This is a genomic window from Imperialibacter sp. EC-SDR9 (genome assembly GCF_902498805.1).
Lineage (GTDB): Bacteria > Bacteroidota > Bacteroidia > Cytophagales > Cyclobacteriaceae > Imperialibacter.
In genome coordinates this window covers 49,652-72,575 of record NZ_LR701590.1, presented here as the reverse complement: position 1 = coordinate 72,575, position 22,924 = coordinate 49,652, and the positions used below count along the sequence as shown (strand labels likewise).

General features: G+C 48.4%; 12 protein-coding genes. 6 read left to right on the top strand and 6 right to left on the bottom strand.

Annotation, left to right across the window (positions count from 1 at the left end; genetic code table 11):
* The first annotated feature begins 153 nt into the window (after positions 1-153).
* Genes GC130_RS17300 through GC130_RS17290 form a run of 3 tightly spaced genes read left to right on the top strand, consistent with a single transcriptional unit; the run spans position 154 to position 8,611 of the window.
* Positions 154-5,490, top strand: a complete 5,337-nt coding sequence (locus tag GC130_RS17300; protein WP_151999598.1) for an Ig-like domain-containing protein — start codon at positions 154-156, stop codon at positions 5,488-5,490.
* Complete coding sequence (locus GC130_RS17295) at positions 5,491-6,405, top strand: type IX secretion system membrane protein PorP/SprF (RefSeq protein WP_151999597.1); 915 nt, start codon at positions 5,491-5,493, stop codon at positions 6,403-6,405.
* A gap of 1 nt (position 6,406) precedes the next feature.
* A complete protein-coding gene (locus tag GC130_RS17290; RefSeq protein WP_151999596.1) occupies positions 6,407-8,611 on the top strand; it encodes a carboxypeptidase regulatory-like domain-containing protein in 2,205 nt (734 codons plus the stop codon).
* A gap of 5 nt (positions 8,612-8,616) precedes the next feature.
* Here the strand turns inward: GC130_RS17290 and GC130_RS17285 are convergent, their stop codons facing one another.
* The 4 genes from GC130_RS17285 to GC130_RS17270 form a co-directional block, all read right to left on the bottom strand.
* Positions 8,617-8,955 carry an FKBP-type peptidyl-prolyl cis-trans isomerase gene (locus tag GC130_RS17285; protein WP_151999595.1) on the bottom strand — a complete coding sequence of 113 codons (339 nt, stop codon included), beginning with the start codon at positions 8,953-8,955 and terminating at the stop codon, positions 8,617-8,619.
* 5 nt (positions 8,956-8,960) lie between these two features.
* The gene (locus tag GC130_RS17280) at positions 8,961-11,594 is read right to left on the bottom strand and encodes a GH116 family glycosyl hydrolase (RefSeq protein WP_151999594.1); all 2,634 of its coding nucleotides are present in this window, start codon (positions 11,592-11,594) and stop codon (positions 8,961-8,963) included.
* Positions 11,595-11,716: 122 nt separating this feature from the next.
* Positions 11,717-12,679: a D-2-hydroxyacid dehydrogenase gene (locus GC130_RS17275; RefSeq protein ID WP_151999593.1), complete on the bottom strand. Its 963-nt coding sequence runs from the start codon at positions 12,677-12,679 to the stop codon at positions 11,717-11,719.
* Positions 12,680-12,767: 88 nt separating this feature from the next.
* Complete coding sequence (locus tag GC130_RS17270) at positions 12,768-16,661, bottom strand: PVC-type heme-binding CxxCH protein (protein ID WP_226940532.1); 3,894 nt, start codon at positions 16,659-16,661, stop codon at positions 12,768-12,770.
* A gap of 166 nt (positions 16,662-16,827) precedes the next feature.
* Between GC130_RS17270 and GC130_RS17265 the strand changes: the two genes are divergently transcribed.
* Entirely contained in the window at positions 16,828-17,796 is a 969-nt protein-coding gene (locus GC130_RS17265; RefSeq protein WP_151999592.1) for a phytanoyl-CoA dioxygenase family protein, read from the top strand.
* A 121-nt stretch (positions 17,797-17,917) separates the two neighbouring features.
* On the opposite strand, the gene GC130_RS17260 is transcribed toward GC130_RS17265, so the two are convergent.
* Positions 17,918-18,112 (bottom strand): hypothetical protein, encoded by a 195-nt coding sequence (locus GC130_RS17260; protein WP_151999591.1) that lies wholly within the window; start codon positions 18,110-18,112, stop codon positions 17,918-17,920.
* A gap of 46 nt (positions 18,113-18,158) precedes the next feature.
* Positions 18,159-19,193 carry a GntR family transcriptional regulator gene (locus GC130_RS17255; protein ID WP_193217894.1) on the bottom strand — a complete coding sequence of 345 codons (1,035 nt, stop codon included), beginning with the start codon at positions 19,191-19,193 and terminating at the stop codon, positions 18,159-18,161.
* 222 nt (positions 19,194-19,415) lie between these two features.
* On the opposite strand from GC130_RS17255, the gene GC130_RS17250 reads away from it, so the two are divergent.
* Both GC130_RS17250 and GC130_RS17245 read left to right on the top strand, forming a co-directional pair.
* Positions 19,416-21,524, top strand: a complete 2,109-nt coding sequence (locus GC130_RS17250) for a bifunctional aldolase/short-chain dehydrogenase (protein ID WP_151999589.1) — start codon at positions 19,416-19,418, stop codon at positions 21,522-21,524.
* 125 nt (positions 21,525-21,649) lie between these two features.
* Positions 21,650-22,924, top strand: coding sequence for a TIM barrel protein (locus tag GC130_RS17245; RefSeq protein ID WP_151999588.1), 1,275 nt, complete (start codon positions 21,650-21,652; stop codon positions 22,922-22,924).

The window sequence follows — 22,924 nt, the reverse complement described above, 5'->3', positions numbered from 1 at the left end:
AAATCTCACAGTCACTAACCCTCTGATTCTTTTCTGACAAGTTACAAGAAGAAGCTGCAACAAAAAGCTTCAACTTGTTAACGCATGAGCAAATTTCTGCACAGGAAGAATTCGGAACAGTGGCATCGTGGTCAGGTGTAAAATAATAACTGAATGTTCCGCTATAAGATACTATTGACCTTGGCATTCCTGGTAGAATGCCTGATTGCACATGCTCAGTTTGGCCAAATCGAACTGCACGGAAACGATGCTGTGTTCGACCCAAACGGTGATGGCTATGTCTCCGGCACTACTGCTGGCTTCGATGTTAATGCCGGGTACACGCCTGATCAGTTTGAGTTTGCCATGTTTGGTTTGCCCAAAGTTGGAGATGGTGACGTGATTGGTGATGCGGCGGGCCCTTCATGTAGCAACACCGATTTGACTCCAGATTCACATGGCTACTCGGCGTACGCAATTCTCAAGGACGGCAACCTTATTTTTCGGTTTAGGGTAGCAAACAATAAGCAAAATGTTCCGGGTTATTCCGTGCTGATCGATACAGACGGGCTACTCGGCCCCTCCGATCCTGATTATGTGGAGGGATCAAGAAACCCTGGCTTTGAAATTGACATTACCTTAATAAGGGGGCCTTCCGCAGTCTCCCATGGCGTGAGGGTATACGATATTGATGGAGGAAACAACAATTGCTCGGCTGTGTTGTCTTACCCAATAGGCACCTATCACCAAAGGGCCATCGGCGATATTGTTAGCTGCAATCAATATTCTTATTTCTACGATTTTTACGTCCCTTTCGCTGACCTGACTACTCAGTTTGGCATTACCACTGCCACAGAAATCAGGTTTATTGCTCTAACAAACAACAACGCTACCTGCGCCATGAGTGGCAACATTTCGGATATCGGCGGAGTGAATGACGAAGACTATGCGTCGCTATTTGATGCCATGACAGCATTGTCAGAGAACCAATGCCCTACCAACCTTGGCAATCTTTCCGAAGGTGGAGGAGGCTTTTTGGAAGGAGTAACGGAAAAGCCTGCTTTTGATACCCCAATCAGGGAAGGAGATGACTTTATCACAGGCACCGCCGAGCCAACCGCCACAGTAACCATCAAGCTCTATCAGGATGCTTCTGCCAGCACTCCTCTTGACACCAAGACTGCCATTGCTGATGCCGAAGGACTATGGTCTATCACATTTGACGATCCGTTGGTGGGGGGGATGCTACTTTCTGCCGTCGCCCAGCTGCCAGGCACTTGTGGCTCCAATACCAACAACACCGATCCTGACAATGAAGTAGTGTTGGTAGAAGTGGTGGTTGTACCCAACTACCCTCCTGTTTTGACGGCCAGCCTCACTGATGCCAGTTTCACAGAAGGAGATGCAGCCCTTATCATCGATCCGGCCATAGCGGTATCGTATCCTCCTGAAGCCGACTACCCCGTCGGAACCACCGTCATGGTTGACGCTCAGGTAACTATCAGCGGTAATTACGTGAGTGGAGAAGATGTTCTTCAGTTTACAAACCTCCCCGAAATTACCGGGGTTTTCGATGGGGGCAGCGGTGTTTTAACGCTTACCTCATCCGAAAAGGTAACGCTTGAGAATTATGCGGCAGCCTTACGAAGCATTAAATACTTTAACGGTAGTCAAAATCCTTCCTCGGCTACAAGAACCATTCAATTCGTGATCGACGATGGTTATCCTGGTGGTGTGAGCAACACAGTTCAAGTTAACATTGCACTGGTGCCGGTAAATGATGCCCCGGTCACAGGAGGCAACAATCCAAATACCGTCACCTATCCATCCGGGGGTGGGACTATCCAGGCAAATCAATCCGTCACAGTTTCTGATGTTGACAATACCACGTTTGAGAAAGCAGAAATAAGGATCATTAACGTATTGGACGGCGCTTTCGAAGAGCTCCAGTTCACCGACATCAATGGCATCATCAACGCAACCAGTTTCTCCGGCGGAATTTTGACAATTGAGGGGACCACCTCAATAACAGCCTATCAAACCGCACTCCGGGAGGTTGTCTACGTCAACACAGCTCCTGTAGTAACCCAAGTCGCCCGACAGCTATCCTTCAGGGTCTTCGACGGCCTTGCATGGAGCAATACCTATTCGAACAGCTACATCAATTTCGATGGGTACAACAACCCGCCGGTAGTTTTGGACGAAGACGGCAACTTTGTAACTGAGCTTTTTTTTGAATTTGACGAAGACTCAGCGATAGAGATTTGCCTGGACATACAGGATCCTGAGTCCGATTTAGTTGTAATCAATTCTAATACTCTTCCTGTCGATGGCCTGGGCGTAGTGACTAATCACCCATCAAATTCCCTTTGCCTGATTTACACCCCAAATGACGATGTAAGTGGTACCGATCAATTTACAGTAAATGTATGTGACCAGCCGACCCCGGGTATTGATGGTCAATGCATTGATATTACAATTCACATTACGATCAATCCTGTCAACGACCCGCCGGTGGTTGTGGAGAAAAGTGTAGATGTAAATGAAAAGGAAACCACGAGTATTTCATTCAACGTAACCGACCTGGAGTCTGATCCTCTCACTTTCACTTCCGCCACTTCCGCCAATGCCACAAGCACTATTACAGGCAATTTTTCTTTTGATTATACCCCAAACAGCGGCTTCCTTGGCAATGATGAGGTAACTGTGAAAGTGAGCGATTCGGGGGATGCAACTTTGTTTGACGAAGGCATTGTCACCATCAACGTGTTAGATGTGCCTGAAGAGCCCGTCATCCTCGGTGATGATGGAGTCGCTGGAGAAGACCTTAGCGTTACAACAAACAAAAATCAATATGTGGACTTTTGCTTCACTGCCAAAGATCCCGATGCTGGTGATATCATTTCGTTTGCCAGTGCTTCCCAGCTCACAACTGACGCTTCAACGGTTGAATACCTCTCTGGCTTTTCAGGGTCGCCTTCAGCAAACAGGACATTTTGCTTCAGGTTCACCCCCGAAACCGGCTTTGTTGGTCAATCAGAATGGACTTTGACAATCTGTGACGATAGCGATCCAGTCACTCCAAAGTGTGGTGAGATCAAAGTCATTGTCACTGTGGATCCATTCAATTATCCACCGGAGATCTTGATCAATGGCAGTACTGACCTTACCGTAGAAGTGCCGGAAAAAACAACCTCCTCTATTTGCGTAGAGGTTGATGACCCGGAAGGTGACGATCACTATGTGACCAGTGGGTTGTCGGTGGGAAGCATCGGCACAATCGACCTTGGGACGGCACAAAGCTTGTGTTTCGATTATACTCCACCCACCGATTTCATTGGAGAAGACGAGGTAGAGGTAATAGTGTGCGACATACTCGATAATTCGGTTTGTACAACGGCTTACATTACAGTAATTGTGGTTGATGTCAATGAACCTCCTGTACCGGAGGTCAATTCCTTGCCTGTGGAGACACTAAACCTGACAACCCCGGAAGATGTACCTTTGCTGCTGTGCTTCGACGCTACCGACCCTGAAGGTGATAACATTTCTGTACAATCCGTGTCAAATACTTCAGGAGGAGGCACACTGGTGGCAGCCGAGGGTGAGGGTTTCTGCTTCACATTTTCACCAGCCGCCAATTTTTCCGGCACCTCAACATGGGACATCGAAATTTGCGACGATGCGTCTCCATCGCTTTGTGGCACACTTCAGGCAATTATAGAGGTAACACCGGTCAACGACCCGGCTGTGCTTGTAACCCAGGAATTTGAGGTTAACGAGAAAGTGACCACTCAAATATGCATTGAGGTAACCGATGTGGAAGGAAATACAAATTACCTGACTGGTGCAACCTCCACCGGCGCTATCGGAACTATTGCTAATGGGGCATTGGATGACTTGTGCTTCGACTATACGCCGCCTGAGGGCTTTATTGGTGAAGACGAAATTGAAGTAACCATCTGCGACGAATCGGATAACTCAGTTTGCCTGGTGGCCCCTGTAAAAATCACCGTTGTGGATGTCAACGAGCCGCCCGTTGAGCTGGTCAATGGCGTTCCGGCAGACACTTTGTTCATCAGCACTCCAAAAAACATACCCGTGGACTTCTGCTTTGAAGTAGTCGACCCGGAAGGCAACAATGTGGTGCTTCAAAGCATCACCAACAAAGAGGGCGAGGGTTCTCTCGTAGCTAATAACGCCGGTGCTTTCTGCTTCACTTTCTCTCCTGTGACCGACTTCATCGGTCGTTCGGTATGGGATGTCGTGATTTGCGATGACGGGGTGCCTTCTTTATGTGGCAGCCTTATAGCAATTATCGACGTTACCCCCGAAAACACCCCTCCAACTGTGGTAAGCAAAACAGTAGATGTGCCAGAAAATGTGACTACCCCAATTTGCATTGATGTAACTGATGAAGAAGGCAATACGCATGTATTTACTTCAGGCAGTTCGGTAAGCTCAATCGGGTCAGTGAACAACAGAGTTGCGAATGATCTTTGTTTCGACTACACCCCGCCTCAGGACTTTATCGGCGAAGATGTTGTGGAAGTCACTATTTGTGACACTGGCGATGCTTCGATTTGTGGCACTGGGCTGATTACAATAAATGTTATAGAAATTAACAATCCTCCTGTGGGTTTGGTTAATGGCGCTCCTGCCGACACGTTAAGGGTGTCCACATTAGAGGACACAGCAGTCAACTTTTGTTTCGAGGCTGTGGATCCGGACGGTGATCAGATTTCCCTCAATCGGCTCGACAACATCAGCGGCGGTGGTGCGCTGACCAGGTCTGGCGCTGCTCTGTTCTGTTTTGACTACTTGCCCTCAGCAGACTATAATGGCACAGCCTATTGGGACGTAGAAATGTGTGACGACGGAAACCCGGTTCTGTGCACAAAGCTAGTCATTGAAATAACAATTGCGCCAGTAAACGACGTCCCCCTGGCCAACAGAGACACGCTAAGGGTACTGCGAAATCAAGACTTCTCTATCAACATTCTGGAGAACGATATTGACGTAGAGGGTGATGATATTCTCCTGAGCACAACTCCTGTAGTAGAGCCGGGCAACGGAAGCCTGACTATGTTCCAGGATGGTTCAGTATCATATCGATCAAACTCAACATTTATGGGTATTGATTCGCTTGTTTATCAAATCAGTGATACGGCCGAGCCAAACAACTTTAGCCAGGGTGTAGCAGTGTTTATCGTTGAAGATCTCCCGTTCACTGTGTATGAAGCTGTTTCTCCCAACGGAGACGGTATTAACGACTATTGGCGGATTGAGGGGATTGATTTCTACATCAACAATCAGGTCAGGATATTCGACCGATTCAACAACATAGTTTTCGAAACAACCAGTTACGACAATAACGAACGGGTCTGGACGGGACAATCGAACAAAGGGCTTGGAGGTGGCAAGCTCGCCGACGGCACCTATTTCTACGTGATCTCCCTTGGCCAATCCGGTAAAACTTACAGTGGATTTGTAGTTCTGAAGAATAATTGATTGAGAAAAGTCATCTATATACTCGGTTCCCTGCTGTGGTCATTTGGATCACTGCAAGCGCAGCAGGCGGCCTCCTATGCACAATATATGTTCAATGGATTGGCCATTAACCCTGCTTATGCAGGCAGCCATGAAGTGCTTAGCGCCACGGTTATTTCCCGGTTTCAAAATGTTGGACTGGAAGGCGCCCCCAATACCCAGACCTTTTCAGGGCACGCCCCACTGTTTAACAAAAATGTCGCCTTGGGGGCTCTTTTTATTCACGACAAATTTGGCGTAATCAGTCAAACGGGCGCACACCTTGCTTACGCTTACAGGATAAAGTTCGGCGACAGAAAATACCTGTCTATGGGCGCCCAGGCTGGGCTAATTTCCTACCGAGCCAATTACAGCCAGCTAAATCAGTTCCAATCATCTGATCCGGTATTTCAAGAAGACATCAGACAAATGCGCCCCAATTTTGGCCTAGGAGCATTTTTTACAGATGAGAAGTATTATATAGGCCTCTCAATGCCACACCTTGTCAACAACGTTTTTGACAGGGGCACCAACTTAAAAACTGTGTACCAAAACTTCCCTATCATACTAACAGGAGGTTATATGCTAACGCTTACCAACCAGATAAAATTTAAGCCCAACTTGCTGTTTAAAATGTTAGACCAAAGACCTATTGAGCTTGATGTAAATGCCAATTTTTTATTCGACGAAATTCTCTGGGCAGGATTATCTTACAAAGTTGGAAGCGCATTGGATCTCATCGTGCAGGTGCAGGTGACTGACCAGCTGAGTGTCGGGTATTCTTATGCCATCACCACTAGTCCAATCAGGTCAGTGGAGCTGGGGTCTCATGAAATGCTGCTCAATTATCGATTTAAATACAGAAAATATGGCGTAATCACGCCACGATACTTCTAACATGAAGCACCTAGCCATCACCATCGTTTTGATGAGCTGCCTGACGCAATTAATGGCACAGGGCGCTAACATCTCTTCACTGTTTAAAAGCAACATGTCGAAGGCTGATGAAGCCTTTCACTACCTGGACTACCGAACAGCGCAATATTACTATTTGAAGGAGCTTGACAAAGCACCTGACAATAAGCAGGCTCAGCTAAGAGTGGCGGAATGCTACCTGAAGCTGGACGATTCGTCATCTGCCGAATCATGGCTGGCAGCACTCGTTGACAGTGTGGGCACCGAGCCGAAAGTGAAACTATTATATGCCGAAGTATTGAGAAAGAATGGAAACTATTCGGAAGCAAAAAAATGGTATCAGCGAATACTGGACAATCACGGAAATATGATGGGAAGTGCGCTTAAGCTAGCCTTTCTCAAGAATATTGACTACTACCAAAGGAACCCAGAATTGTATGAAATAAACAGTCTGGTAATTAATTCACCCCAGTCTGAGTTCTCACCACAACTCAAAGGAAACCAGCTGATCTTCGTCTCCTCCAGAAAACAAGAGACAATGATCCAATACCAGCCCTCCACCGCCCACAACGACGACGAGGTGATGCTCAAATACTTCGAAGTACCGCTCGACTCTATCGAAATATCAGAAAGCGTCCACCCCCTGGCATACGGAGACCTGCTGAAATCAAAGTTTCATGATGGCCCCTTGTGGTTTTACAGTGAGAAAAAAAAGGTCGTTTTTACAAGAAATAACCCTAAAAATACCTCCGTAAAAAACGGTGCCAGGCTCATCAATCTTGAAATCTTTTTTGCCGACTGCAATGCGGACGGCACCTGGGCCAACGTCCAGGCATTTCCCTTCAATAGCGAAAACTACTCAGTAGGCCATCCTACCCTGAATGCCAATGGTACGAGCATCTACTTCGCCTCCAACATGCCGGGTGGATTTGGAAAGTCAGACATCTATGTCTCACATTTGAGAGATGGGAAATGGTCGGCTCCTGAAAACCTGGGACCGGAAGTCAACACTGCAGAAGAAGAGTTTTACCCCTACCTCCACAACGATTCCACACTTTTCTTCGCATCAACAGGCCTCGGAGGATTTGGAGGTCTCGACGTTTATATCAGTTACAGACAACATGGCTCGTTTACCAACGCCGTAAACATGGGGGCACCACTCAATTCCGCCCACGATGACTTCTCGATTCTGATTGATGACAGCGGTAGAAAGGGATATATTGCCTCCAACCGTCCGGAGGGCCTTGGCCTCGACGATCTTTATGCCTTTACATCCAACTACTACTTTGTTACTGGCAGTGTGTACGAACACATGGACAGTGCTAAAACAGTTTTGGGTGCCAGCATCTCAGTTTTTAATGCCGAAGACAACCAAACGACCAATATTACTTCCGATGAGAACGGCGAGTTCAAAATTGATTTGCTTTACGACAAAAACTACACGTTCACAGTGAAAAAGGATGGATATTCTCAACTGGAACCGCTTGTATACTCAACATACAGCAAAGGAATTGGCTACGACAGCATCAAACTGAAACTCTGGAAGCACGAACTGTTTGTAAAGGGAAAAATTTACAGCAACGAGTCACAGTCGGTCATTGAAGGTGCTCTGGTGACAATAACGAACACTGCCACAGGCACCCAGCAATCAGTACAAACGGGTACTGACGGAGTGTATGCATTTTTGGTTTATCCGAACGAAAAATATAGGATAGATGCTACCAATGAAGGCTTCCTTCCCGAAGGGTATAATCTGAACACAGATAATATCTACTATGGCGAGCTCCTCAATGACCTGGTGCTCGAAGAAGTTTTTGTTGATAAAGCCACAGTATTCTTCGACGTTGACAAATACCGATTCAGCACTGAAGCTTACCCAGAGCTTGCTGACATACTGAAAACGCTCAAGCGATTTCCTAAATCAACACTTAACGTGACTGCCCACGCAGACTCCCGGGGAACGGTAGAATACAACCAAAAGCTGTCTGATCGAAGGGTTGCCACCATACTCAACTATTTTGCTGCAAATGGGATCAATAAATTCCGAATGAAGGGCAAGGGGTTTGGTGAGTCTCTTTTGCTGAACACTTGTTCTGATGGCGTGGATTGCGGCGAAGACGACCATTCGAAAAACAGACGAGCAGAGATCAAAGTACAAACGACGGCTCCTCCTAATGAAGTGCAATAAAAACGCTACCAGCACTCACACTCTGGCCCACAGTCCGTGTTTTCTTTGGCCCCTTCAGGTCGTCCATTCGCTATCTCGCTCTCGGTAGCTTTTCGCACATCTTCAACCACCACTTCGAAAAAATAGGACACCAATGAGTTGCCCAACTCTGTGGAGAAGTTGAGGTTAGCTACGTCACCTGGCACCATTCCCGACAAGTTGGCTTCGAGTTCTGGCAGGATTTCTCCTGAACCATAAAGAAATTCAACTGGCCTCCCGCTCATTCTGTCCTCCAACAGCACCCCCTGATCATCCTTCATTGTGTAGCGCAGGGAAATAATATGTTCTTTCTGAACAGTCAACATCCTTACTAAACCAAGGCCGCCTCCTTGCCGGAAACAATTACTTTATCTACCGAAATCTCACCATGAGCCACATCCAAAGATGGCTGACCACCCTTTAAGCTTACAGTGCCAAAGCCCTTCTCTGTTGAAAGGAAGCTGGTAAAATCACCGACCCTTGAATCTACATAAAGTGTTTTGTCGACAGCATCATAGCGTACCCCCGTCAGCCCTTGTAGCATGCCGTAACTCGACAGCGCCCTGGCGTACCAGCTACCACATTCGTACTCATTGAAGGGGTTTCGCACCCGGCCATCATATCTGTCACGGCACGTGCGGACAACCTCCAGTCCCTCCTCCACAGCGCCCATTTCCATCAGGTGGGCAGCCACCTGGTATTCGATACCTGTCCACACTTCATCGCTGTAAACGAAAGGCAAAGAAAGCTTACCTCCTTTCGGCCAGGAACACAAGAGCAGGCCTCCATCGTCACCAAGAGCAAAAGTGGGTCGTTGAGGATTGGCATGGTCGCTGAGATTGTCCTTCAGGTTGTACTTATGCACCGCCAGCAAATGGCTCTTTAGCTTTGCAGCGTCAATCGGGTCTTCCAGCCCACACACTCTGGCAATCCACGCACCCAGTACACCATCCGAAAGGCAGCCATTTCCATATTGATACTTCGGCCCCTCCTCTTCCAGCAGTTGTCTGGCCTCATCAGAGTATTGGCCTCCCATACTGATCGCCGAAGCTTCAATAGGGTTGGGAGCCTTAAGCCCATCAACCTTTATTTTTTGAATGAAATATTCCCCATCGTACAGCTCACTTTCCATAAAGGCCTTCCCCTGACTGGCCAGTTGTTCATACTTTCCAACATCTTCGCCCAGGAACTTACCCATTGCCACCAGCGCATTGAGCGCTCCCACATAAAAGCTCATGTGCATGCCATCCGGCCCCCAGAATTCAATATCGTAGGTGTTGTGGTGTGGCTCTTCCAGTACCCCCTTTTCCGATGGATCCCACGTACGAATACAAAAGTCCATACTGGACTTCACCAGTGGGAACATTTTGCCAACCCACGCATTGTCTCCGCTAATGCGCCATTCTCTATATACTTTCATAATGCCTCCAAGCTGGCCATCAGCTGCCGCATGGAAATTATGATCATTTAGCCTGATAGGTGATGTTGCCCGAAAATTCTGATGACCCTGAGCATTTTGATTTTCAAAGAATTCTGTGTGCCTGAGGCTTCTTTCCAGCGCTGGAAAAAGATGTGGTATGGCCTGTGCGTAGTTCCACACATGGGTGCAAGAACCGTGGCAGCAGCCCCACGAATCGCCACAACCTTCGAAATTCCAGAGACGGCCATCGAATTGCCTTTGCACTGTTGGCGATTTGAGAATGGACAAGTTTGCTGCCACAGCCTCAACCACCTCTGGCGGCAATGTGCTGGCATAAAAAGCCTTTGTGAACAAATCTGATTTTCTGTACAGGTCATCGTAGTTATCCATCCAATAGCTGCTCACCTCATTTACACTTGAGAACCTGCTACTGTACCAGGGCTTGAAAAACTTCGCATCAAAATTCTTATCGTATTTATCCAGCTCATCAGGTGAATCAGCGCATCCATCTTCGGGCAAACAGTCTTCCGCACGAATGCCCATTTTCCCAAACGACTGATCGCTGTCAGGGCTGTACCATGCCATCATTACCTTGATCGTCTTTTCCTGCCCTGCTGCGAGGGAAAAAGGAACATATAACGAAGCACCTGGAGCACCCGATTCTACGGGCGCCACGGCTTTCACTTCGGCATTTTTTATGGTGTTCCAGGTAATTGTCAACGGATCCCACCATCCTCCACGGAACCAGCAATGATCAACAACTGTCGCAGCGTCGTTTGTGAAAATCGCAAAATCACATTTTTTGGAAGGCTCCTCCTTTGTACCAGCTTCCGACAGTACAAACCCATAGGTCATGGGCTTCACTGCGTTAGTACCATTGTCTACCTTAAGGAAATTCTTTGAGTTAAACGAGAATACAGCTTCTACCGAACTAGCGCCTGTGTTCTTTAATTTGTATTCAATGGCGCCAATTGGCAGGCTGGAGTTATCATCATCGCCGGGAATAAAGGGACTCCAGCCGGTTATCTGAACATTCAGCGGCAGGTCGTCATCTTCAAGTTCGATCAAGGCAAATGGAAACCGGGTTTCAAAAGTAGCTTTCTTGAAATGCGGCAAACCGGTAATGGCTCCACCAAGTCCATTGCCAGCATCTCTCAGCCCAAACTTTTTCCAGTCAGGAACCGGGCCTTCCAGCACTTTGGCTCCTTTGTCCATTCCTTTAATAGAAATGGCGGCAAACATGCCCGGCTCATTGAATATATCAGGCTTGTTTCTCACCGACACATGCGAAATGGCACCTGCACCTTCCAGACAAAACATGCCAGCGCCCATGCCGCCAATCGGCATGGCTATTCGGCTCAAATAATCGTCGCTGTACTTCCCATTGTAGGCCCTGGTCGATCGTTCGCCAAGGGGCTTGTTGTTTTCGGCTATCCCTTTCCTCTCGTTGGGAGCACACGACATTTCGGCTGAGAGCAGGCCTGCGCCTACGCCCCCCATTCCGAGGTTCTTTAAAAATCGACGACGATCGGCTTTAGTTTTCATAGTAGGTATAGGTAGGTCAGTTAAAAATTCTCCTTTTCAACACTAAAATTAACACATTTGAAAAAACAGATCACATGATCCAGCGCTTAATATTCACTGTGCCAGCCAATTAGAAAGATTGTTCAACTTTTTAAATTACCCTGATTGACTACATGCACCGGATTTCCCTTCAGTGCCGCCTGAATATTTTCCACGGTAGTAGCCATCATTCTCTTCCTGGCTTCGAAACTCAACCATGCATTGTGAGGGGTAATCAGACAATTTCCCAGGCCGATAAGTGGGTTGTCTTTTTGCGGCGGCTCCTTGCTAAGCACATCCAGGGCAGCCCCGGCAATGACACCCTTCTGCAAAGCGTTGGCAAGAGCTTCTTCGTCGATCAGCTGCCCCCTGCTAGTATTAATGAGAAAGGCTTTTGGCTTCATGGTGGCAATCAATTGCTCATTGATGAATTTTTCGTTTTCGCTGGTAAGCGGGCAATGGATTGATACGAAATCACTTTCTTTAAAAAGCTCCTCAACCGTTCGGGATTTCCAGCCAACCTGTTTGGGACTTCTGTTATGGTAAATGACTTTCATCCCAAACGCTTCTGCCATTCTCGCTACCTGCTCGCCAATTCTTCCCAAACCCACAATGCCTATCGTTTTGTCCAAAAGCTCAATCAATGGGCCGCTCGTAAAACACCAATCTTTAGCCTCCGACCAATCACCTTTGCTTACCCTCTGAGAGTTTTGTCCCACCCGATTTGTAAGCTCAAGAATCAGTGCGAAAGTATGCTGGGCCACTGAATGCGTCCCGTAAATGGGGACATTGCAAACGGGCACACCCGCATTTCCCGCCGCTGCCACATCCACAATATTGTAGCCCGTGGCGGTGACGGCAATCAGCTTCAAATGTGGACAAGCTTTTATGGTTTCGGCTGTGACTGGGGTTTTGTTGGTGACAATCACGTGGGCCTCCTTGCATCGCTCAATCATTTCCAGCGGCGACGTTCGATCATAGTATTTCACTTCACCCAGCTGATGAAGTGCGTCCCAGCTAAGGTCTCCGGGATTAAGGGTATATCCATCGGTAATGACTATCTGCATAACTTTTTCTTCTATTGACGGAGATTTATTAGCTCCGGCATTCCTTTATGTGTACCAAAAATGATTACTGTGCCTAAAAAGAAAAAGATCACTCGGCACTGGGAGCTATCTGCTGTGATGTTCTCAGGTAGCCCACCAAATCGATGACCTCTTTATCGGTCAGCGTCTTGAACAATCCCGGGGGCATCATCGAATTAGCCGATTCTTCCCTTGACTGAATGTCGGACTTATTGATCACCACCGCATCCTGTCCTACAACTCTAAGGGTTAGTTGCCGCTCATTTTCCGCATTCACGTTGCCTGAGTAGGTGCGCCCGTCTCTGGTGGTGATGACCACCATTTTGTAGTCATCCTGAATTTCGCCGCTAGGATCAAGGACGTTGCTCAGCAGGTAGTCGAGGTTGGCCCGATTGGAGCCAGTCAGCTCGGGCCCAATGCTGCCACCTTCGCCATACATTTTGTGGCAGGCACCGCAAGTACGCTGAAAAATCATTTTACCATTGACGACATTGGCGCTTGCAATAGCCTGATCAGTCAGCAGCGCTGTGTACTTCTTGTAATCGGCGGCTATGTCCGATCCCAATTCGTCGATAGGCCCCCAAACTTCAACAAACCCACTCCCAACCACCCGCCTTAGCTGACGAGCCACATAGGCTGGTACATCAGGCTTGGGAATTTTTTCGCTTTTTATAGCCTGAGTGAGCGACCATCCATATTCAGGCCTGGAGGCCAGCGTTTGCACAGCTTCCAGTTTCTCCTGCCTGTTGAAGCTTGCGTACTTATCGATGAGCAGCTGGCCCAATGAGTTGTCGTCAAAGGCAGCTACGGCCCTGATCACATCGATCCGCAAAGCCTCCTCATTCAATAAAGTTGGGATTTCCCGAACAAGCTCTTCCCGCTGCTGATCGGCGAGAGAATTCAACGCTTTCAATCGTTGGTCAATAGGTGTGTTTTTGTTCTTCAGCGTGGCCAGGTATTGTTTGGCTGCCTCGGTGTCTCCGTAGAACTGCGCTACCTCCAATGCCAGTTGCTTCACCTTCACATCCCGGGAGCTCTGCAGGTTGTCATACACTTTCTGCCAACTGGCCGGTGCACTCAAATCGGTGCGTCCCTCCAATCCATTGCGCATGCCTTCCAGCATGCTCAGCGTTGTTTCAGGCTTCTTCCCGATGGCTGCGATAAGTTTCTCTGTGGCGTCCGCATCCACCACCCGTCTGGCAATGTATTCTGCGAGCATTGGGATTTTGCTTTTTGCTGCAAGCTGGAGTGCCCTGTCAGGATTTTCAGCCACGAGGGGCTCCGTGCCAAACCAGATCATTTTTGGCAGGTTATGGTCTTCCACGTCTTCAGCGTGACTCATCAAAGCTTCGGCAACCGCCCATTTTTGTTCCGGCTGAATGCGCTGAAGCGCCGAGGCAAGGTAAAGCCTCACCACAGCCGATTTATCTTTCTCTCCCATGGCCACAAATTTCTCCACAGCCTGCACCGGAGCCTTGTCTTCGCTTAGCAATTGAACAGCCCAGCCACGCACGTATTCATCCTTATCACCCAACGCTTCTATGAGCTGAGCTTCGGTAAAGCCCCTGGTCACGTGCAAGGCCCACATGGCATTTAGCCTAAAATCTGTGCTGGTGTTGTTCTGGTATATCTTTCGAAGCTGGTCATGCACCTCCTTTGCCAGAGGCGCTTTTGCTGCTCTTCCCTGAAGAATAAGCCTGGCTCTTCTGGCATGCCATGAGCTCTTGTTCGTTTGAAGCGCTACAAGCTGATCATCGGTCATTTTGCTCAGGTCACTGTATCGTCCTTCCCAGTTTTCTGCCAGCGACTGCTTCGGTGCGATCCTGAAAATGCGGCCAGTTTCTTCATTGAGCACCTCCTTGCCGCAAATATCTGCGTCGTGCCAGTCGAGCACGTACAGCGCTCCTTCCGGCCCCAGCTCCATGCTGAACCCTACCCACTGCGCATTGTTGGCCATCAAAAACTCTTCACCATGGTGGCCAACGAAGCCAGAGCCTTTGGGCTCCAACACATCCGACAACACGGCATGCTCATGGATATTGGCCATGAACAGGCGGCCTTGCTGCTCCGCAGGAAAAGCGTCAGACTGGTAGATTCTCAAGCCGCCATGGGCAGAACGATGCCGGTGGTCGGCAATCGTTTTTATGTCATTATACACGTAAGGATTGAAGTGCTGCCCGCCCTGGCGATGATAAATACCTCCGGGAATTACGTGCCAGAGGTGTGGTATAACGCAAGCGCTGATAAACAGCTGCCCTTTTGCGTCAAAGTCTATGCCCCACGGATTGCTGAACCCATGTGATACTACTTCGAATTCATCTTTGGTAGGATGGTAGCGCCAAACGCCTCCGTTGATATCGGTGCCTTTTCCTTCAAATATGTCTTCAGGAAAAGGATCATTGTGACCATATATCCGGCCTTTTCCTTTCGCCAGTTTCACTTTGGAAGGTGTGGCAAACCCCTGCAAACCGTAAAGCCAGCCATCAGGCCCCCAGTGAAAGCTATTCAGTGTTTCGTGTCTGTCACGGATGCCCCAGCCTGTCAGCCGAACTTCGATGTCATCCATTTCGGCTTTATCATCATGGTTTTTGTCAGGCACAAAAAGCAGGTTAGGTGGTGCGCCAACAAACACACCATCGAAACCAACGGCTATCGCCGAAGGAAAAGCAATACCCTCAAGAAACACTTTGCGGCTATCGGCGACACCATCATGGTCGGTGTCTTCCAGGATAAGTATCCGGCTGTTTCCCGCTTTTGAGAAACCATATCCCCTCGACTCATAGTCTTTGTTTTCTGCAATCCACAGCCTTCCCTTGTCATCCCAGCAAAAAGCCATCGGCTGCGACATCATAGGCTCGGCCGCCCACACGTTTACGTCGTAGCCATCTTTGACTGTCATGGCCTCCACTGCCTCTTCGGGCTTCAGAAATTTGGCATTTCTTCCCTCTTCCTGGGCTATGCCCCAAAGTACTGCTGTGGAGTACATATTATGATCGCCCACGTAGTCTTGCCATGTTTCGGTCATTTCCACATCATTGAGTTCGCCTGTGTAGACCACAATCTCATGTTTGATAGTCTCTGTTTCTCCTTTGGCAATTGTCCAGTCGCCCATGCGGGCACGGGCCGGGCCAATGCCTAGCTGGCCATCCACTCTCCACGTCTGTGGAAAGCCCTTGTTTTCCTTGTGATCGAGAATGGCGATGTGCGCCAGGTCATCACGACCAGCTACCTGCATGCCGGCGTCCACCCAGTATGCCCGCTGACCTTCGGCTTTTTCATTCTTCTGACGGGCGGCATTCACCACTTCCCCTTTGATACCTTCTACCCATGGCATCCGAAGGAATAGTCCGCCGTAGTCATACTCGCCAATAGTGACGTCTGTTTTGCCAAGCCCGTTCCATTCGAGGTCAAGCAAGAACTTGCCTCCCGTCTCCCTCATCGACCAGTTTTGAGTTTCTGTCAGCACGGGATTGCCCTGCTCATCAAGCAGGTCATAAACCGTTTGCCATTTCACCACCTTGCCTTCGGCTTCAATCACTTCTGCCGACACTTTCCGCCAGTAGTCACCTTCGGGATGATGGAAGTAGTCCCGGTCATTTACCCTGGTAAAGCCCCAGTAGAGGCCCGTTTGATGTTTGTGGTGCCCCGGGCTGTATTCCGTGAGCTGACCCTTGCCGTCTGGGGCTACAATGGGATGCAAGTAAGGGCGGAAATCGGGTCTTACATTTTGCGTAACAATAGGCTCGTTTTCGCCCGCCCGGAATATGGAAATGGTATTGGCTTGATTGTCCTGCACCACTTTTAGAATGGTGGAATCAGCAGTGGAAACAGTTGTTTCCTGATCTCCTTTGGTCTGTGGCTTACAGCCCTCGATCAGCAGCATTCCAAGCAACAGAGCCGTCAATATTGGCAAATAGGGAGCAAATGAGCCAGTAGACGAGGCCCTGTAGTTTTGTAAATTCATCGCAGGTATGCTATATAGTTTAGGTAAAGTCAATTTAGTGATTTCTACGATCAATCATAACAGGCATGGTGAGCAGCGGCAGAACACGTGCTGCCGGCGAATGATTGAACAACAAAAATCACCTCAATGAAAAGTTTCGCAATTTCTTCTTCGTATCTTTTCAATTATGCAGTCGCTCGCTCCAAAAAATGCACAACCTTTTGTTCCCGACGACGGAGAACAGAATAAGTCCACGGCTATCTACGAAGAATTTACCCTTAACGACCGGTCTGCCTGGCAGCCATTGAAAGTGCTGAGTGAAGACGATTGGAATTTTTGGGTGCGCAACGGCTACATTGTAATCAAACAGGCCGTGCCAAAAGCGCAAGTCGAGCGGCTGGCCAAACTGATCTGGGAGTTTGAAGAAAAAGACCCTGACAATCCAAACACATGGTACGCCCCGCCAAGGGCACTGATGGAAATGAAAGAGCTACACCATAGCGGCATGGTGGAAATCTTTAATCACCAGTACCTGTGGGACAACCGGCAAACTCCAAGAGTGCACGATGCTTTTGCAGACATTTGGGGAACAGAAAAGCTTTGGGTCACCATCGACAGAGCCAACCTTAACCTGCCTTTGCGACCTGGCCACGACTTCAAAGGATTTATGCACTGGGACTACGACCCCGAAACCAAGCCTCAAAATGTGCAGGGTGTGCTGGCCCTTAGTGACCAAACCGACGAAAACATTGGGGGCTTTCAGTGCGTGCCGGAGCTTTTCCGTACTTACGAGACCTGGAAGCTTACACAGCCAAAAGACAGAGATCGGTTCAAACCCGATATATCAGGATTTGAGGTTGTAAAGGTGAAGCTTGAGCCTGGCGATCTGCTCATTTTCAACAGCCTGCTCGCTCATGGCATCCGTCCCAATAGGAGTGTCAACAAAGTACGAATGGCACAGTACCTCTCTATGATGCCAGCGAGGGGACACGATGAAAAGCTCAGACAATGGCGCATAGAATCATGGCAAAAACGCAAGACACCAGAAGGATATGCCTTCCCGGGAGACCCGAGAAAATGGGAGGAGAAGCACTATGAAACGGCCAAGCTTACCGAGCTGGGGGAGAGGTTGCTGGGGTTGAGGAAGTGGAGTTGAAGTAGTAGGAAAAATCTACTTACTCACGAACCTGAACAGAAAAGACAAGGCCAGTCGAAATTGACGAAATAATATTTATCATTAGGATCTGCAACCACGGAAACTTTGGCAAGTGCTTGTGCTAAGATTCATCCTCCAGCTTGCCGACTCTTTTGGAGAGCTTGAATATCTCTTGCATCAGTGCCTCTTGTCGTGAGTTGGTTTGATTAAAATCACGTCGGAGCTGAACCATCTCTTCCTTGAATTCTTTCTCCATTTTGTCAGTCCTGGAGATGTACTCCATCAAAAGCTCGATAATTCTTTCTTCGTTTTTCATATCGAAAAATATTATACCCAAGTTAAAAAATTAACTCGACTAATAGCTACACCGACTTCCGCTCAATAAACCGAAAGTCGTTCTTCACCTCCATCGGGCTATTTTCCAGCATGGCCTTCGCAGCCAGCTTCCCCATTTTGCGGAAATCGGTCGTAATTACAGAAATGCCGTCGCTAAGCACTTCTTTAAGCGGGGTGTCATTGTACGAAATGATGCCAACATCTTTGGCCAGCTCCATTCCATTGGCCCGCTGAAGCTTGATCAGGTTCACCAGATCACTTTCTTCAATGACCACATAAGCCGTATTCCTTTCAATCACGTGTTCAGAACCTATTTCGCTGATAATCTCATGGGGCACATTGCTGAACCCACAAAATCTTCTGAAACCTGTGACAATGTCTTTGGTATAGGGATACGTTTCGTTTTTGGGAAACACAAGGATAAGCTTTTTGTAGCGGCTCAGCTTTTCTTTGGCTTCTGACAGGGCATTATAAATATCCATTTTGAAGTCCTGATAAACGCAGCCACTAAAGTGATTTACTCCTTCTATGCGGTTATCCAGAATGATTATTTTCTCCCTGGGTATTTTGGATAGCAAGGAATTCAGCTTTTCCACATTCAGGTCGGCAAAATGAGGCATTAGCACAAAATAGCTGTAGCCAGTAAGGTGCTCGGTAAGTATCTTCTCGAAAAGTTCGAAATCGCAGTGATAAACAAAAAAATCGATGTGCGCTTTTTCTCCCAACTCCTGTGCAATGGAGTTGTATATCTCCTTCTTATAAGTACTCAACTTATTGAAGAGCATGAGCACCTTGAGTTGCGATTTAGGTGCCGAGTTGCTGATATAGTATCCCTTGCCCTTCACAGCTGCTATCACGCCAAGCTCCTTCAGCTCATTGTATGCCTTCTCCACTGTATCCCTGGCAAGAAGGTAATCGTAGCTCACCTGATTGATGGATGGCAGCTTCTGTCCATACTTGATTTTTCCAGCTTCAATGCTGGAAATAACGCTGCCTACGATCTGCTTGTATTTAGGCACACTCGATTTCTCTCTGATATCCAGCAACAGCTCTTCCAACACACTAATAGGGTTTATTCACCAACAACCAATGTTACAAATATATTAAACACAAAAAAACAGCGCATACAGTATAGTGCATGACAGTGATGAGACAACAGATACTGATTTTTGATGTATAACGTCTCGAAACGAGATGTCATGCCGGGCTTGTCGAAACGTTCTCTTTGCGACGGTCCGTTCTTAACTTAACAATGACGACAAAACTTTTAATACAATAACACCATGAGTGCACCCGCAAAAACATTCAAACACGTCAACTACCTATGGGACGACGCAAAAGCGGCCCAGCTAAAAGGCGATGAAGTTGCCCTCCTCCTGTATCGCTCCAACATTCTAGGTGCCGACCTGCGCATCACCAACTACGGCGGCGGCAACACCAGCTGCAAAACCATGGAGAAGGATCCGCTAACAGGTAAAGAAGTAGAAGTGATGTGGATCAAAGGATCCGGCGGAGACATAGGCACACTTACTCGCAGCGGGTTGGCCGGGCTTTACAATGACAAGCTTCGGTCGCTGGAAAACGTATACCGCGGCCTTGAGTTCGAAGACGAAATGGTGGCGCTTTTCAACCACTGCATCTACGACCTCGACTCCAAAGCACCGTCGATCGATACACCACTACATGGCTTCCTGCCTTTCAAACATATAGATCACCTGCACCCCGATGCAGCCATAGCCATCGCAGCATCGAAGGACGGAGAGCAAATAACCAAAGACCTTTTCAAAGGCCAGATTTCGTGGGTGCCATGGCAGCGCCCTGGTTTTGATCTGGGCCTTCAATTGAAACAGTCGCTGGCAGATAATCCTGGCATAAGAGGCATCATGTTGGGCGGCCACGGCCTGTTCACCTGGGGCGACACAGCCTATGACTGCTACATCAACAGTCTTGAGGTAATTGACATAGCGAGCGAGTACCTGGAGCAGAACTACGGCAAAAAAAGACCAGTTTTTGGTGGGCAAATACTGGAGTCCCTTTCTCCTGAAAAAAGAAAAGACCAGGCAGCGCAACTAGCCCCGGTGTTAAGGGGCCTTGCGTCAAGCTACGACCGCATGGTTGGCCATTTCACTGATGACGAAAAGGTGCTGCAGTTTGCCAATAGCAAAGACCTTGAGCGCCTGGCACCACTTGGCACCAGCTGTCCTGACCACTTCCTGCGAACCAAGATCAGGCCTTTGGTGCTCGACTTACCAAAAGACGCAGACCTGAGTGACAAAGCGGCCATCAAAAAGCAATTGGAACCCTATTTCCAGGCGTACAGAGAAATGTATGCGAAATACTACAATGATCACAAGCGCAGCAACAGCCCCGCCATGCGTGATCCAAATCCTGTGGTCATCATCTGGCCGGGTGTAGGCATGTTCTCTTTTGCAAAAAACAAACAGACAACCAGAGTGGCGTCAGAATTCTACATCAACGCTATCAACGTGATGCGTGGGGCAGAAGCCATTTCTGAATACGTAGCCCTGCCTTTGCAGGAGGCCTTTGATATTGAGTACTGGCTATTGGAAGAAGCCAAGCTGCAACGCATGCCAAAGGAGCAACCCATGTCCCGCAAAGTGGCGCTCATTACCGGAAGTGCTGGCGGTATTGGGAAGGCCATTGCCGATAAGTTGGCAGCCGAAGGCGCCTGCGTAATCATCACAGATATCGATGAAGACAGAGCCGCCGCAGCCAATAAAACTTACAAAAGGGACGTGTCGACCTACGCAAAAATGGACGTCACAAATCCAGAAAGTATCAAAGTGGCGTTCAAAAAAGCGTGCTTGGAATTTGGAGGCGTTGATGTTATTGTGAACTCAGCTGGATTGGCGATCAGCAAGTCAATAACTGATACATCGGAGCAAGACTACGACCTGCTGATGGATGTGCTTACCAAGGGACAGTTTTTGGTATCTCAAGCGGGTGTCGATATTCTGCGTGCACAAGGACTAGGCGGCGACATAGTGAATATTGTCAGTAAGAATGCATTGGTTTCCGGGCCAAACAACGTGGTGTATGGCTCCGCCAAAGCTGCACAGGCACACATGAGCAGGCTACTGGCAGCAGAGCTTGGGCCAGAAAAAATCAGGGTAAACGTTGTGAACCCGGATGCTGTAATTGAAGGCAGCAAAATATGGGAAGGCAAGTGGGCCGAAGGTCGTGCCAAAGCCTACGGTGTAACCGTCGAAGAATTGCCTGCTTTCTACGCTAAGCGTACTTTGCTGAATGAGATCATCGGCACAGTCGACATTGCCAATGCAGTATTCGCATTTACCGGAGGCTTGCTTAGCAAAAGTACCGGCAATATATTGAACGTTGACGGCGGCGTCGCCGCTGCTTTCGTAAGGTAGAAAGTCAAACCCTCCAAGGGTTGTAACCTCTTGGAGGGTTATCTTGCCTCACAAATCAAACAACCTGCCCGGCTTGAAGGCAAACACCCGGATTCATTTCCGGCTCACATTACCTCTTAAATTATATGATCACAAAGGACAACATCCTACAGCATAACGCCGAACAAAAGGCGAAACATCAAAAACGCTTCACTCCATTAGCCGATACCCTGACAGACCAGGGCATCGGCGTCGAATCGGTTTTGAAAAAGCTAGATGCCTTCCAAATTGCCGTCCCGAGCTGGGCACTTGGCACGGGAGGCACTCGTTTTGCCCGCTTCCCGGAAGGAGGAGAGCCTCGCTCTCTGGAAGAAAAAATTGACGACGTGGGCTTACTGCACATGCTCAATGCTTCCAGTAACGCCATCAGCCTCCATATCCCGTGGGACATCCCGAAAGATGCGACAGCCATCAAGCAACTCGCTTCTTCTCACGGGCTCCTGTTTGACGCTGTCAACTCAAACACCTTTCAGGATCAGCCCGACGCCAAAGTGTCGTACAAATTTGGATCGCTGTGCCATGTCGACAAAAATGTGAGGGACGAAGCCATCGCACACAACAAAGAGGTGATCGATCACGGCGTTGCGCTGGGTTCCAAAGCACTCACGGTTTGGCTGGCAGACGGCTCGTCGTTTCCGGGCCAACTGAATTTCAGAGAAGCACTGCAACGCACACAGGATTCCTTGCAACAAATCTACGACCACCTGCCTGCCGACTGGAAAGTGCTCGTTGAATATAAGCCTTACGAGCCCTATTTCTATTCGATGGTGATACCCGATTGGGGCACCTCGCATTTACTGGCAAGCTCCTTAGGCGAAAAAGCTTTGAGCCTTGTCGATCTCGGGCACCATCTGCCCAATACCAATATCGAGCAGATTGTAGCCATTCTCATGATGCAGAAAAAACTTGGTGGCTTCCATTTCAACGACTCTAAATACGGAGACGACGATTTAACCGTGGCCAGCATCAAGCCCTACCAATTCTTTCTTATCTTCAACGAACTGGTAGACGGTATGCAAAATACAAAGAACCCCGAACTGTCGTGGATGATTGACGCCAGCCACAACCTCAAGGATCCTATCGAAGATTTGATTCAGGCTATTGAAGCTATCAAAATTGCTTACGCCCAGGCGCTCATTGTTGACAGAGCAGTATTGAAAAAAGCTCAGGCTGCCAACGACGTATCGGCGGCGCAGGAAGTGCTTCAAAATGCCTTCCGTACCGATGTACGGGCCCTGGTGGCAGAGTCCCGCATGCGCATGGGGGGCGCTTGCGATCCATTGCATTCGTTCAGAGAAAATCAAATACGAAAGCAGCTTATCGCAAAACGGGGATTGAAAACAGTAGCAACAGGCCTCTGA